The following is a 15,271-nucleotide window of genomic DNA, read 5'->3' on the forward strand; positions in this document are numbered from 1 at the left end:
GAATGATACGTTCGTTTTAATCATCTGGATAGATTGATGCGAAAGGACTACAACTATAAAGGTGAGTCAACAATGTCATAATCCAGAGGAGAGAACACCATGAGTGACGTAAGCAAATGCCCTGTGATGGGACACGCCAATATTCCTGCCGCCAGTAATGCTGGGCGTGGCACATCCAACCGCGACTGGTGGCCTAACCAGTTGAAACTTAATATCCTGCACCAGCACACCGCTAAATCGAACCCGCTGGGTGCAGATTTCAATTATGCCGACGAATTCAAAAAACTCGATTTGGCAGCTCTGAAACAAGACCTTTATGCGCTAATGACCGATTCGCAAGACTGGTGGCCTGCCGATTACGGTCACTACGGGCCGCTGTTCATCCGCATGGCATGGCATAGCGCAGGCACGTACCGCATCAGCGACGGACGCGGCGGTGCGGGTCACGGCAACCAGCGGTTCGCCCCGCTCAACAGTTGGCCGGATAACGTGAATCTCGACAAAGCGCGGCGTTTGTTGTGGCCGCTCAAACAGAAATACGGCAATCAAATTTCGTGGGCTGATTTGATGATCCTCGCGGGAAATTGTGCTTTGGAATCCATGGGCTTCAAGACCTTCGGTTTTGCCGGTGGGCGCGAAGACATTTGGGAACCTGAAGAAGATGTGTACTGGGGCGCGGAAGCCGAATGGCTGGGCGACAAACGTTACAGCGGCGACCGCGAGTTGGAAAACCCGTTAGCAGCGGTGCAAATGGGCTTAATTTACGTCAACCCCGAAGGCCCTAATGGGAACCCGGATGTGCTGGGTTCAGGTCGCGATGTACGTGAAACCTTCGCTCGCATGGCAATGGACGATTACGAAACCGTTGCCTTAACTGCTGGCGGACACACGTTCGGCAAATGCCACGGCGCTGGCAGCGCTACGCATGTTGGTGCTGAACCCGAATCCGCTGCGATTGAACAAATGGGCTTGGGCTGGAAAAGCAGCTTCGGCACTGGCAAAGGCGGCGATCAAATCGGCAGCGGTTTGGAGGGTTCGTGGACTCCAACCCCAACCCAGTGGGACAACAGTTATTTGGACATGCTGTTCAATAACGAATGGGAGTTGACCAAAAGCCCTGCCGGTGCATGGCAATGGACACCCAAAACCGCTACCGCAAGCAACCTTGCACCCGCTGCGGATGATCCCTCCAAGCGTGTGCCGATCATTATGACCACAGCGGACATGGCGATGCGCTTTGACCCGATTTACGAGCCAATTGCGCGGCATTTCCACCAGAATCCGGCGGAATTTGCCGATGCGTTTGCGCGTGCGTGGTTCAAGCTGACGCACCGCGATTTAGGGCCGCGCTCGCGCTATCTTGGCGTGGAAGTTCCGGCTGAAGATCTGATTTGGCAAGACCCCGTTCCGGTGGTCGATCATGCCTTAATCGACGCGCGGGATATTGCTGACCTTAAAGGTAACTTGTTGGCATCAGGGCTTTCCATTGCTGAATTGGTGACAACGGCATGGGCTTCGGCATCCACCTTCCGGGGATCGGATAAACGCGGCGGGGCGAACGGGGCGCGGATTCGTCTTGCGCCGCAAAAGGATTGGGCGGTGAATCAGCCTGCGCAACTCGCCAAAGTGTTGCAGGTTCTGGAAGGGATTCAGAGCGCATTCAATGCGGGGCAATCAGGCGGTAAAAAAGTGTCGCTGGCAGATTTAATCGTGTTAGGCGGTTGTGCGGCAGTGGAGCAGGCGGCGGCGAATGCCGGATTTGCGGTAGCAGTGCCGTTTGCAGCAGGGCGCACCGATGCCACACCGGAGCAGACCGATGTGGATTCCTTCGCTGTGCTGGAGCCGGTGGCAGACGGTTTCCGCAATTACCTCAAGGGCAAATACGCGGTGTCAGCCGAGGAAATGTTGCTCGATAAGGCACAGTTGCTGACGCTGACAGCGCCGGAAATGACGGTGTTAATCGGTGGAATGCGGGTGTTGAATGGGTTTTTCACCCAACAACCGGGCGCCTTGACGACCGATTTCTTCGTGAATTTGGTGGACATGGGCACAGATTGGCAAGCCACCGCCGACGAGAATGTGTTTGAAGGACGGGATCGCGCCACGGGTGCGGTGAAGTGGGTGGGTTCGCGGGTCGATCTGGTGTTTGGCTCAAATTCTCAGCTTCGCGCCTTGACGGAGGTTTATGCACAAAACGACGCTAACGCGAAGTTTGTGCATGACTTTGCGGCGGCATGGCACAAGGTGATGAGCCTTGACCGTTTCGATTTGGTATAAAGTCAGATAGTCATTTCCCCCGATGCGTTGCCAGCCATCAATGCGGTTATTAATACCGCTGCGAGTGGCTGGCAGTTAGTTAATATTAATATTATTTGCCCGATAAGCATTTTTCAGATTTTTTATAATTGATGCTACTACACTACGTACTGGATATTTTGTTAATGATAACCAAAGGATAGTGTCGTGGAAAAAAATAGTTCGTGCTGTTGCGGTACCCTGCCCGCCATGTGGTGGTGGTTGCTGACATTACTGGGATTACCCTTGTTGTTTTTCCTGATGACGTGGACGCGTCAGGAAGCGGTTGAGGCGGATTTGGCAACTCGCAGTACCGCCGCATTGAAAGCGGCTGGGATGGATTGGGCAACCGTGAATCTTGATCAACGTGGACGCGATGTGCAACTGACTGGCACGGCGGCGTCTGTGCAAGCGCGTGATGCTGCGCTTCAAGTTGTCCAAAATGTGTACGGGGTACGTGATGTGCAGAATCGCCTGCAAATGTCTAATGTTTCAACGCCGCAACCATCGCAAACACTTCAGGAACCCGCAGCAGCGTCTGTTCCGCAAATGCCAGTGCCTGTCGCAACGGTGGAACCTGAACCTACGCCTGCTCCTACTCCAGAACAGCAATTAGCCACTGCTGAACCTGTGCCTGCTCCAGAACAGCAATCAGCCGTTGTTGACGCTGCGCCTTCCCCGGAACAACAAGCCGTCATGAATTGCCAACAGCAATTAAATGATGCGATGGCAGGTAAAACTGTTTTATTTGAAACCAATAAGTCGGCGATTAAGCGCGACAGTTTGGCATTGTTAGATTCGCTCGCTGGCATTATTTCCGACTGTAAAACCGTCATTGCCGGTCGCGGCATTCAAGTGAGTGGGCACACCGATAATGTCGGTAATGATGCTTATAACCAAACATTGAGTACACAACGTGCCAATGCAGTGAAAGAGTACCTTGTCAAAAAAGGCGTTGATGGTGCGTTAATTAAAAGCGCCGGGTTTGGTGAAAGCCAGCCGATTGCTTCAAACGATACGGAAGCAGAGCGCTCGCGGAATCGCCGCATTGCTTTTGAAATCAACCCTGAGTAAAGGAGAAATGTTATGTGGTATTTATTTTCTGAATTATTCGTGTGGCTGTTGCTGATCTTTATTTTCGGCTTGCTCATGGGTTGGTTTTCACGCTCAGGGAAAGAGGATTAAATCATGACAATGTTTTTGTTACAGGCGTTGCTCTGGCTGCTGATTGCGTTTTTGTTGGGGTACGGCATTGGTCGTTTCCTGAAATCATTATTTTGTCGCCCTGTCGAGGATGCGGCGATTCCGCGTTATGAGACGACGCCTGCGCGGGTTAATATGCCAGTGACTGCAACGGTGTTAGGGGGTACTGCCGCTGCTATTGGCGCGGTAGCCGCTGCTCGTTCCAAGTTTGAGGCTAAAGTCGATGTACCGGATACGTCATGGAATGCGCCAACAGCGCCGGTGATGGATTGGAGCGGTATCGACCCACACAAGCCGATTCTGAATCCGCCGGATAGGGATATTAGCTTGCCAGCGGTTGATATTAATTTGCCGAAAGTTGATTTGCCGCCGGTATCATTGGATGTACCGGCAGTTGATTTGCCGCCGGTATCATTGACTGCACCGAAAGTTGATTTGCCGGAAATGTCTTTAACAGTACCTGATGTTGATTTGCCAGCAATGTCATTGGATGCTGGCTTGCCAACGGTTGATGTGAAAGCGCCGGTGATGGATTGGAGCGGTATCGACCCACACAAGCCGATTCTGAATCCGCCGGATAGGGATATTAGCCTGCCAGCGGTTGATATTAACTTGCCGAAAGTTGATTTGCCGACGGTATCATTGACTGCATCGGCAGTTGATTTGCCGACGGTATCATTGACTGCACCGACAGTTGATTTGCCGGAAATGTCTTTAACAGTACCTGATGTTGATTCGCCAGCAATGTCATTGGATGCTGGCTTGCCAACGGTTGATGTGAAAGCGCCGGTGATGGATTGGAGCGGTATCGACCCACACAAGCCGATTCTGAATGCGCCGGATAGGGATATTAGCTTGCCAGAGGTTGATGTGGAGCTACCGGAGGTGTCACCGCAAATGCCAGATTTTAGCATGGATGGCGCCAGTAGCAGTTTTCTGGATGTTGCGAAGGTGGCGATTGTTGCAGCCGGAGCAGGCTTGACCGCCAAAGTTGCATCGGCATTGACAAGCGATGATAAGGAATTGGTAACAGTTGACCTACCGGATATTGCGGTACAGGCTCCCGATGCCTCTTCTGATTGGCTATTGTCGTTAGTGGAGCAAACCAAGAAAACTTACCGTGGGCACAACGCGCGTGCAGTTAGCCGCTTGTGGGGCAGCGATAGCCACTATGATTGCACCACACTGGATGACCACGAATCCATTAGTTTACAACCTGCTACGTATGACAAACTCGGCTCAAGCCATTGCGGTGTGCCAAGAGCTGGCTTTGTCGCAGTGGGGGGCGATGTCGGCAATATCGAGCAAGGCGGTGGCATCCTGTTCCATTATTGCAATATCGTGGTATGCCGTGGCACTGATGATACCCATCATTTTATCCGTGTCCTGGCTGACTAAAGCGCATTAATCTCCATGCTGTTCTTCAGCGACGCATAGTCGCTTTAACGATGCCCAGCGCTGTGGTGGCGCTGGGCATTTGTTATGATGCGCGATTGTTGGTACTTTAGGAAATCGCGTGAACCCTAACCCTTGTATGACTTGCGGCGCGTGTTGCGCCAGTTTCCGCGTCTCGTTTTATTGGGGCGAAACCGATGCTGCCCCCGCTGGGACTGTGCCTACCCATTTGACTGAAGCGATTGCCCCGCACCACGTCGCTATGCTGGGCACAAACCAATCCAAACCCCATTGCATTGCCCTGCAAGGCGTGGTGGGTGAATGCGTCAATTGCATTATTTACCCGCTACGCTCTTCTACCTGCCGTGAGTTCACGGCGTCATGGGAATACGGTGAACATAACCCTGTTTGTGATCGCGCGCGTGCCAATTATGGTTTGACGCCGCTGTTGCCGTTGTAGAGCGGATTGAATGCCGTAAATCTTCTGCCGCGAGTCGGTGGATTTGCCTCGCTAGTCTGGTAGTATGCGAATTGCTAATTAAATATACTTTTATACCACGCTGCGCACTACGGGAAAGGGCTTTATGACGATTAGACTCGCAATGCTAGGTTTTAATGACGCGACGGAATCCGCCCGCTTAGCGGCTTTATTCACCCATGCCCGTCATTGGCAACAGCCGTGGGAAGTGGTTGAACAAGTCGCGGATGCTGAATTTGTGTTGCTGGCAGCGGATGATGAAACCACACACTATCCGCCGCATTTTTCACCCGACAATATTATTCTGTACGCCAATCAGCCAAGCCAGCAGGCGAAATGGCACTTGTTGCGCCCTGCGAATGCGCAAGCGCCATCCCCTTTGGACTTCACGCTGTTATTGAAAAATATTACGCAAAGTCGGGTAACGCCAGCGCCGGTTATTCCCGTAAAGACAGCAGCCAAATCTGAGAGTTTGAAAGTATTGATTGTCGGCAGCGTTGGCTCTGGCAAAACCACCGCCGTCAAAACGCTAGGTGGAAGCAGTGCGATTTCCACCGAGGCGAAACCCAGCGATCAAACGCAATTGCAGAAAAGCACCACCACGGTGGCGATGGATTTCGGCACTTTGCGTTTGGATGATGCGACACAGGTGCGTCTGTACGGCTCACCGGGGCAACGGCGCTTTGATTTTATGGGCGATATTTTGCTGCACAAAGCGGCGGGACTTATTATTTTGATTGGCAATGACCGCAGCGATTGCCTGTCAGAATTGAACTACTACCTGAATGCTTACCACGATTTTTTGCGCACCCATCCGGCGGTGATTGGGGTGACGCACAACGATATTAGCCCAACCCCGGCATTGCGGGTGTACGCCGATTTTATTCAATCGCGCGGGCAGTCTTGGCCGGTTCGCAAAGTCGATGCCCGCAATCACCTAGAGATGAAGGGGCTGGTTGACTTATTAATCGAGACGGCTAAGATTTAATGGTTTTTTAACTTCTCAAGGATGGTTAGCATGGCAACAGTGGATACTTTAAAAAAATTAGATGGATTTTTAGCCGCAGCGTTGGTTGATGCCGGTAGTGGTATGATGTTGGAGTCCATCAATGTGAGTAATTTCCCGATTGAAATTGCCGCTGCTGCCAATACCGAAGTGGTGCGTGCCAAGCTGAAAGCGATGGATGCGATTGGCATGGGCGATGATAACATTGAAGATATTCTCATCAGTCTGGGGACACAGTACCACTTGATTCGCCCCTTGAGTTCAAACCGTGAAATTTTTTTGTACGTCGCTTTGGAACGTAGCCGTGCGAATCTGGCGCTGGCACGTTTGGAGTTGAAAAAAATGGAAGTTAGCATCAAGCGGATTTAAGTGGCTTACTTCATTAATTTTAAATAACTTTCGATAAATTTAATTTATTAAAAATTTGATAAAAAATTTACATTAAACAAATAAAGTTATTTGACTAATAGTTGATCATTCTGGTAGGTTTCTGCTCAGCGTATTGACTCATGCTTTAATGCAGTATGAGTTCACTACATTTAATTTGAGTGCAAAACAGCACTACAGCGAGGAAAATACTGTTGAGTCAAGTTGATATGGTGTCATTGTGTGAATATGCAAAGCAATTTGCTGGATTAGATGATGCACAACTCCAAATTTTACATAAAATTTATCCTCAGATCAGTCCAAGATTGTCTGAAGTCACGGATGCTTTTTATGCACATTTAGCACAAATTCCTAAAACACATACTTATTTAGAAGGACGGACTGAGACTTTAAAAGCGACTCATCTTGAATGGTTGCATGAGTTATTTAATAGTCAATTTGATGTCACTTACACACAAAAGCTTTACAACGTTGGGCATGTGCACGTAAAAGTTAATCTTCCTGTCGAATTTATGGCTGGTTCAATAACATTTATGCACAAAGAGTTGACCCAAATTATTAGCGAAGTGTTTGTGAATGACCCAAGCATGGTAATAAAAAGCATTCATGCCATTAGCGGTGTTTTGGGGTTTTCGTTATTTGTTATGCAAGAATCGTTTCAATCCTCTACACTGGCTGAAGAGTTAAATAAATTTCTCAGTATCACAGGAATGAGTCGCGCATTGTTTGATAACCTTACCCGTTCTTATCGGAATACTTCGTGAATTCAAATAAATTCAATATGTTATCTACTTACATTAACGTAGCCGTGCGAATTTGGCGCTGGCGCGTTTAGAGCTGAAAAAGATGGAAGTCAGCATTAAACGAATTTAAAAAATCATCACATTACCGTATAGCGGCTAGTGCTTGCCATGCTATTGCTTTAAGTCATAGCATGGACAAACGCGATATAAAAACCGATAAATGGCGGTACAAGATGACGACAGACACCTTACGTGCTCCGCGCACTTTTTCCGATTGGATTCCGGCAAGTTGGGCGTATCCCGATACGGGGGCAACCCGTGATTTGCGACTCGATTTTATGCGCGGCTTTGTTATTCCGCTGTTATTTGCGTCGCATTTTGAATACTTTTCAGCCTTAATGTTCATCGGTTGGGAACGCATTGGGGTGATTTCCACCGCCGAGATTTTCGTGATTTTATCGGGAATCGTGGTCGGGATGGTGTATGGCAAAAAAGTCAAACAAGCCGGTGTTGCCGCCGCCATGCCGGGGTTAATTAGTCGCTCGGTGGCGTTATACCGCATTAGTGTCTTGATGATATTAGCGATAGCGGCACTGCGTTTTATTCCTTGGCTGGATACCACCATTGTTACCACGTTTCATGACCCTTACGGTGGGAAAACTTTCCAATTATACCCACCAATCGACGCCAGTATTTTTCAAATTATCAGTAAAGCATTATTGCTTCAGATCGGGCCACACCAGTTCCAAATTGTCGGCATGTACGTGGTGATGTTTATCCTGTTTACGCCGCTGGTATTTTTTATGTTAGCTAAGCGGCAGCTAGGTTTGTTATTAGGGGCAAGTTGGGTGTTATACCTGATTAATTTGGGAAGCAACCCGTTTTTCCGCCCAACGAATGCGCAGTTTGAATACGCTTTTCCTATTCTTTCTTGGCAGTTGCTTTATGTACACGGGATGGTCGCCGGTTATTATAAACAGGACGTGGTGCAATTTTTCTCGGCAACAGCATGGGGAAAACGTTTAGTGGCGCTGTGTATTGCCTTGTCATTGGGTTTTATCGTGTTTACCTGGAATCACCCCTTGCAACAGTTTCCTGAGTGGGCGCGTTTACATTTTGTGCCAGCGGATACATTTTTGCATTGGTATAACACGTATTTTACTAAAAATACTTTGGGTATTGGGCGTTTGGTGAATGTGGTCGTATTGTTTATCGCTATTTACACGCTCATGACACTTTGCTGGCAGCCACTTAACCGCATGTTGGGCTGGTTCTTTATTCCATTAGGGCAAGCGTCGTTGTATGTGTTTTTTATTCATGTGTTTTTATTGCTGTTGATCGCCAATACGCCGTTGCCGAGTTATGAGAATTTCTGGATTAATACGGGCATCCATATTGGATTATTGGCGTTGGTCTGGGTGCTGGTGAAACGGCAGTTTTTATTCCGCTGGATTCCACATTAAATCGAATCCAGCGATAAATGCGTGAGGGTTACTTGGGCTTAATCGGGGTGATCATAACGCGCCGATTAGCTGCCCATGCGGTTTCATTATCACCGTCTACCAAAGGTTTACGTTTGCCGTAAAAGCGTAGGTCAAATTGTTCTTCATCGACCCCGTTATCGACCAAATAATTGCGAATAGCGACCGCCCGACGCGCTGAGAGTACATCATTGTATTCATGGCTGGAACGTTGGTCGGCGTGCGTTTCGATGCGGTAACGGTATTGTGGGCAGGCTTTCATATTGTCGGCGATTTTGCCTAAAATCCCACCCTTCGCATCACTGATGTCAACGGCGGCGGTTGGGAAGATTTCGGCATACAACAAAATGGCGGTATCGCAGGCTAAGGCTTCAGCATCGTTGGTTTCGCGCAATTCTACGGGTTTGGCAGTGCTGGCGGGTGGAGTATCTTTTGCGGGCTTATCAGTGCTGATAGCTGGGGTATCTGTGTCGGGTTTTGCTGGCGTCTGCCCCGATTTTTTCTGCCAGACTTGGTAATCTTTGTCAGCTTTTTGCTTGGCGGTAATGAAATCATCGACGGTTTTTAGCACGACTTCGCTGAGCCATTTGCCCACATTGTTGCAATCCGTGGTGTTGTGACCTCCGCCCCACGTTGCCAGTTTGTGGTACAACAGCGGGTCACGTAGGGTCATGGCGCCTTGGGAGAACGATGTCCAGATACCGGCGGTGCAACAGGCGGCGTTGTATTCGATGCGCGGTTCGCCGGGTTTGAACGGGCCTAAGTGTTTGGGGTAGGAGGGGAACATGCTCATTTCGGGTTGCCCCGCTGTGGTTTCCATTTCTTCCTTGCTCAATAAGCGCATTCCGGCGGCGCTTAAGCGTTGTTGGACGGCTTCTTTAAGGTCTTTTTGCAACTTGACGTTTTTGGGTTTGGCGCTGCTGATTACCTCGTCAATATTGATGTAAAGTGCGGTTAAACCGTGCAACGCGAGGCTGCTGGGTTGGTAGTCTTCTTTGCCGACGGGTACGGCTGGCGTGTCGCAGACCGGGTAAAGGGCGGGGGTATCGGCGTGTGCGTGTGGCACGGCTAACCCTGTCATCGCGCACAATATTGCCACTTGCAGCGGGCGTTTCGGGAACATGGGCATCACCTTTATTGTTATGATTGCTGGATTCGATGATAGGGCTACGTTTGTCTGACGGCAATTGACTTCCGACGACTGCACGGTAAAAATCAAGTTCCCCAGTGCAGGAACAATCATAAAACCATGCTGCGCCTTAGCTTAACCTTAGCCTTGATTATCAATGCGTGTGGCGGACTCTGGCTGAACCCTGCCATTGCCGACGCTGCGCAACCCACTAAACCCACGTATTGCCCGGCTCGCAAAGCGGAATTAAACGAGCACGATAAAGCAATGGCGCGTGTCGCTTGGCACTATTTTGAGAACAATATTCAAGCTGAAACCGGCTTAGTGAATGCTGCGGATCAATACCCCTCCACGACCTTGTGGGATGTTGGTTCATCACTCGCCGCGTTTATCGCCGCCGAAAAGCTTGGCATTATCCCGCGTGAACGCTTTGATCGCATGACCAACCAGATGCTGGATACCTTAGGGCATTTGGATTTGTTCAATGGCGAAGCCCCCAACAAGGTCTACAACACCAAGACCGCGCAAAAAGTCGATTACCGCAATCAGCCATCGGCACAGGGTATTGGCGTTTCCACCTTGGATTTGGGGCGCTTGGTGTCTTGGTTAAATATTTTGTCTTGTCTGCATCCGCAGCACCAAGCCAAGGCGCAACAAATACTGGAAAGCTGGAATTTTTGCCGTTTGTTGGAACACAATCAAATGTACGGTCTGGCTTTCAAAGACGAGTCCGGCGAAGTGGAAGTGCAGCAGGAAGGGCGCTTGGGGTATGAGCAATACGCGGGTAAAGCTTTCCAGCAGTTGGGGTTTGACATGAGCCTTTCGGCGCGTTATCACAACCAATATGCCACCACCACGACAGTATCGGGCGTAGAATTGCTGGTGGATTCGCGGGATGCGTCCACCCTTGGCGCACACAATTACGTGGTCTCTGAATCCTACGCGATGGATGTGTTGGAGCACGGTTTGGACAAGGAAAATAAAGCGCTGCTCGATGCAATTTACACGGTGCAACAACGCCGTTGGGAACAAACAGGCACTGTCACTGCCGTGTCGGAAGATAACCTCGATCGCAAACCGTATTTCGTTTACAACACCATTTTCAGCGATGACATTCCTTGGGCGGCGATCACCGATAAGGGTGAAGACATGTCGGCGTTGAGAAGCGTGTCGGTGAAAGCGGCAGTTTCGCTGGCATATTTATTTCCTGAGCGCCAATACAGCAAGCTGTTGCTGGATACGGTGCAGGAGGCGCGTAGCCCTAAAGGTGGTTGGTATTCCGGCATTTACGAAGACCCGTCTAAAGGTTTCAACAAAGCCAGGACTGCGAACACCAATGGGGTGATTTTGTCGGTGCTGTTATACAAGTTGTACGGGGCGCTGAATCAGCAATGTGATCAGTGCGGCAAGGGCGTGCAATTGTCTGAAAAATTTCTGAGTGCCAATCAGAATAAGCGCCAATGTTTGGCGGATGGCAAGTTTGATTAAAATTGCCAGCTCTTGCTCACCGTAATTGCGCCATCTTTCAGATTATCGCCGGGGAAAGCGTTGTTGCCGTAGTTGGAATATTCCACGCGCAACTTGCCCGGTTTGGGGCTGGAATAACCTGCGGAATAGCTCCAACTGGGGCTGCCGCCGTCAACGGGGACGGTGGCGGTGGTACGCACATTCACATTCGGCTTGGGATTCCATTGCACGGTGGCGCTGGCCTTGGCTTTGCCTTGTGCGGAAATATTGACGCTGCCGGAGGCGCTGAGTTTACGCTTGGTTAATGCAGCGGATTTCACCTTGTAGCCAATGCTGGCGCTGGCATTTTTTGTGTCCAAGCCTTGCCCCGGTTTGATGGGGCCGGTATGCCCGACTTGTACCGATACTGTGCCCGGTTTGGGGTTGGCATAGCCGACATTCCAAGCGTAACCGGGTTCCCCGTCTTTCACTGACGCGCTGCCGTTGATGAACCAATCTTTTTTGGGCGACCAAGTGGCGCTGACCGCGACGTTATTGCTGCCATCTTTAAGTGATACGGTATCTGATACCGTTACGGCTACGCGGCGTTTTTTCTTCTGATTATCAATAATGCCGGTGGTGCTGTGCGCTTGCGGTCTAGGTGCATCCTCAAAGTAAATGGGAATGTCGCCGCCCGCGCTGGTGCTGACAATGGTGGGCAGAATGGTTTCGCCCTCAACGGTTGTATACACTTGCTGTGTAACGGTTGGTTGTTTGGCAGCAACCGTGGGTGTGGGTGGTGGGGGCTTGGTTGCGCTATTGCCGACTGCTCCGCTAACACCTTGCACCAGCGGGGCAAGTGTCCGTTGCTGTTGGCGTTGTTGCCGTGCTGTTTGGCGTAACTCGCGCTGTTTTTTGCGCTCGGTTTTGTTGCTGGTGGGCGCTGGCTTACTGGTTTTGTGCGCGGTAGCAGGCTTGGTTTTCGAGGCTTTCTGCGTGGTTTCGGGAATAGTGACGGCTCTTTCCGTCACCTTTTTTAAGACTTGGTAGCTAACTTGACACGACGGATTCCATTTAAACGGATAAGGTGGTGCGGTGGCTTCCGTAACCATTTGAAAGGGCAGGGCTTGATTGGCAACGGCGGCAGGGGGCGTTTCTGCCTCGCGCACCGTTAAGCCGGTTTCGGGGTGTGGAAAGCAGCGTTCGCGGTAGGCTTGATGCAATACCAGATGGTACGCATTCGGTGCTAAGCGAATTTCATCCAGCAATTTAGGCACGAAACGCGCCGCCGGATCAGGGGTCAGAAACCCCCATTCTCGAAACCCACGCCATTGTAACGGTGCATCATCGCCGCTGAGCATTTTGTACAGTTTCTTCTGGCGCAGGATAAGGTCATGAAAATTCTGATTTTCCATAATCTCGCAATAATCCCATTGCAACGCGATACGTTCGGCTTCTTCGCGCAAGTCGGGGAAACGTTCGGCAGTGATTTTCAAGGTATGCAGGGCGATGTCCAGTAATCCGGCGTGCAGGGAAGCTTCGGGTTTTTGCCCTAACCATTCATCCGGCCAGCGCTGACCGGGGGCATTGATGTGATGCAATTCGTTCAATAGTTTTTTAGCAATGTGGGCATCGGTGGCACAGTGCAAGGCTTCCAATTTTTGCTGCAAGGGCGGCGGCTCGTTCGCCATTACCGGCGCGATTAATACCCCGCCACCCAAAGAAAGCAGCAAAAATTTATTCAGTGGTGCAGGCATCGCACGTTTTTGTCGCCATCAGTTTGGGTTTGAGGCCGCGTTCACAGCGTTTGCAGATGGGGTAAAATTCACCGTATTTTTTGTACAGCAGCAAGCTTAATACAATGCCATTGGTATTGGCGGTAATCGCTTTATTGTAGCCGCCGCCGCTTTCGTAGATCCCGGAATACCAGCCGCGTTCCGGGTTATAAGCGGAACTGACGTTGTAAGCGAGTTCTTTGCTGTAGGGGTCTTCGGGGTAGAGAATCGCCAGCGATAACGCTGCTTTTACCGACACGGTTTTGAGGCTGTCATAGCGCACGCCTTTGTCGGTGGTGGTGTTCCAGGGCAAGCCTGCGGTGAAAATGGTGTTGTAGAGGAAGTACGGTTTTTGGTCGATATTGTCTTCAGACACGGCGGTGAGGATGCCGGTTTGTTCCCAACGGCGTTTTTGCACCAGGTAAATATTGTCCAGTAACGGGCGATTTTCTGCATCAATGCCGTTTTCGATGGCATCCATCGCATACGATTCGGTGACGACATAATTGTATGCGCCCAAATCACGCGGGTCGCGACGGTCATAGGCAATGGGTACGTCGTAGATATTGATGGTTTCGCGAAATTCGTTGTTATAGGTGGCAGCAACGTGTTGGTCGTAACCGAGTTCGCGGAAGATTTTGCCGCCGTATTGCTCGTATCCGAGACGGCCTTCTTGCGCAACTACCATGTTTTTCGAGGTAGGGTCGCGGTATAGCCCGAACATTTGCCCGTCTTTGATCAGGCGTTTTAGATCCCAACGTTCAATCACTTTTTGCGCGGGATAAGCGTATTGCGGGTGCATACAGCTTAGGGTGTTTAGCCACGAAATAATCCGCGCCAGATCCAGTGCGGAAACGCCGATGCCTTCCGGGGCGGGTTGATTGCGGTAATCCACCATTGCGCCGCTGACGGTGTGGTAAACCTTGTTGGGGGCTTCTTTGTTAAACAGCTCCATATTGCTCAAGGTTTTGAACATGCTGCGAATGCGGTCATCGAACACTTTGGCGTCAATCAGGCCGAAATCGTGGGCAGCAATCGTGGCAGCAAGTGCCGAGCCGGTATCCCACATGGTGGTGGAGGGGTATTTGTCAGCCGCGTTATACAGCCCGGTTTCAGGGTTGTAATTGTTTTCAAAGTATTTCCATGCAATTTGTGCCATTTCCTGACCGGTGCTGCACAAGGCTTGCGGCGAGCCTAAACAACTGTTGTCGGGGCCGGTGGTCAGGGCGCAAAAAGTGTCATTCCGCCCGGCAGTGGAGCCGCTTGTTAATATCTGCAACAAGCTAGGGGAATCAGACGCTGCTGCCGGGTTTGCTACGGGAGAGGCGCTGTGGGTAATGAAGAAGATTAAAACACCAGCCAAGACGGAGCCAACCAACCACGCGAGTGCTACCTTGAGGTTATTTTTGTTCATTGTTCAGCTCTCCTAGGACGGCTTCCAGTGTTTTGCGCACAGCATCCGGTGCGGTGCTGGTGTCACCGCTTTTCCATGCGGCGCTGAGCTTGTCGAGCGTACCCATTAACCCTTGCAATTTGTCTTTGTGAGCGGCGAAAGTTTCACCGGCTTGCCAGATGGGTTTTTTGGTGCTGACGAGTTTTTCTGCGGCTTCGGCACCTTTGCCTTCGGCGCGTAATTGGTTGGCTTGGTTGAGCGTGCCGATCAGTTTGTACAAGTCGAGGCGCTTTTGCAGGGCAGTCAGTTTTTGATTGGAGGCGTCATCGGCTTCTTTGCCGATTTTGCTGGTGACGGTATTGATGGCATCAATTTTGGTGGCTAAGGGCGTCAGTGTTTCTGCCAAGACAGCGGCAGCACTATTTTGCGTGGTGCTAATGACATCAAGTTCTGCCCGTAATTGTTGATTTTGAACGACTAAGTACGCCACCAGTACCAGCAACATGCTGAGTAAAATGTGTGAGATGGTATTCATCGGCG

Annotated in this window: 13 protein-coding genes; 9 read left to right on the forward strand and 4 right to left on the reverse strand. The window is 50.5% G+C overall.

Annotated features, from left to right (window positions below):
* Positions 1–99: 99 nt before the first annotated feature.
* From katG to L3K52_09395, 8 genes are all read left to right on the forward strand, one after another.
* Complete coding sequence (gene katG / locus L3K52_09360) at positions 100–2,277, forward strand: catalase/peroxidase HPI (protein ID UOG93912.1); 2,178 nt, start codon at positions 100–102, stop codon at positions 2,275–2,277.
* Between the two features lie 186 nt (positions 2,278–2,463).
* A complete protein-coding gene (locus L3K52_09365; GenBank protein UOG93913.1) occupies positions 2,464–3,369 on the forward strand; it encodes an OmpA family protein in 906 nt (301 codons plus the stop codon).
* Positions 3,370–3,483: 114 nt separating this feature from the next.
* On the forward strand, positions 3,484–4,896 hold the full coding sequence (locus L3K52_09370; GenBank protein ID UOG93914.1) for a hypothetical protein: 1,413 nt from the start codon (positions 3,484–3,486) through the stop codon (positions 4,894–4,896).
* 136 nt (positions 4,897–5,032) lie between these two features.
* The gene (locus L3K52_09375) at positions 5,033–5,353 is read left to right on the forward strand and encodes a YkgJ family cysteine cluster protein (GenBank protein UOG93988.1); all 321 of its coding nucleotides are present in this window, start codon (positions 5,033–5,035) and stop codon (positions 5,351–5,353) included.
* 124 nt (positions 5,354–5,477) lie between these two features.
* Entirely contained in the window at positions 5,478–6,359 is an 882-nt protein-coding gene (locus L3K52_09380) for a hypothetical protein (GenBank protein UOG93915.1), read from the forward strand.
* Between the two features lie 30 nt (positions 6,360–6,389).
* Positions 6,390–6,746: a hypothetical protein gene (locus tag L3K52_09385; protein UOG93916.1), complete on the forward strand. Its 357-nt coding sequence runs from the start codon at positions 6,390–6,392 to the stop codon at positions 6,744–6,746.
* A 212-nt stretch (positions 6,747–6,958) separates the two neighbouring features.
* Positions 6,959–7,528, forward strand: a complete 570-nt coding sequence (locus tag L3K52_09390) for a protoglobin domain-containing protein (GenBank protein UOG93917.1) — start codon at positions 6,959–6,961, stop codon at positions 7,526–7,528.
* A 212-nt stretch (positions 7,529–7,740) separates the two neighbouring features.
* Entirely contained in the window at positions 7,741–8,970 is a 1,230-nt protein-coding gene (locus L3K52_09395) for an OpgC domain-containing protein (GenBank protein UOG93918.1), read from the forward strand.
* Positions 8,971–8,998: 28 nt separating this feature from the next.
* Here L3K52_09395 and L3K52_09400 read toward each other — a convergent pair whose 3' ends face one another.
* Positions 8,999–10,111: an OmpA family protein gene (locus tag L3K52_09400; protein UOG93919.1), complete on the reverse strand. Its 1,113-nt coding sequence runs from the start codon at positions 10,109–10,111 to the stop codon at positions 8,999–9,001.
* A gap of 126 nt (positions 10,112–10,237) precedes the next feature.
* Here L3K52_09400 and L3K52_09405 point away from each other — a divergent pair, with 126 nt between their 5' ends.
* Positions 10,238–11,605, forward strand: a complete 1,368-nt coding sequence (locus L3K52_09405; GenBank protein ID UOG93920.1) for a DUF3131 domain-containing protein — start codon at positions 10,238–10,240, stop codon at positions 11,603–11,605.
* Here L3K52_09405 and L3K52_09410 read toward each other — a convergent pair.
* The 3 genes from L3K52_09410 to L3K52_09420 are packed head-to-tail and all read right to left on the reverse strand — an operon-like array spanning position 11,602 to position 15,266.
* Positions 11,602–13,320 carry a DUF3131 domain-containing protein gene (locus L3K52_09410; protein UOG93921.1) on the reverse strand — a complete coding sequence of 573 codons (1,719 nt, stop codon included), beginning with the start codon at positions 13,318–13,320 and terminating at the stop codon, positions 11,602–11,604. The genes L3K52_09405 and L3K52_09410 overlap by 4 nt on opposite strands.
* Positions 13,301–14,752 (reverse strand): DUF3131 domain-containing protein, encoded by a 1,452-nt coding sequence (locus L3K52_09415; protein UOG93922.1) that lies wholly within the window; start codon positions 14,750–14,752, stop codon positions 13,301–13,303. Before L3K52_09415 ends, L3K52_09410 begins: the two co-directional genes overlap by 20 nt.
* Entirely contained in the window at positions 14,739–15,266 is a 528-nt protein-coding gene (locus tag L3K52_09420; protein ID UOG93923.1) for a hypothetical protein, read from the reverse strand. Before L3K52_09420 ends, L3K52_09415 begins: the two co-directional genes overlap by 14 nt.
* Positions 15,267–15,271 lie beyond the last annotated feature (5 nt).

Source organism: Candidatus Thiothrix sulfatifontis (assembly GCA_022828425.1).
Taxonomy (GTDB): domain Bacteria; phylum Pseudomonadota; class Gammaproteobacteria; order Thiotrichales; family Thiotrichaceae; genus Thiothrix; species Thiothrix sulfatifontis.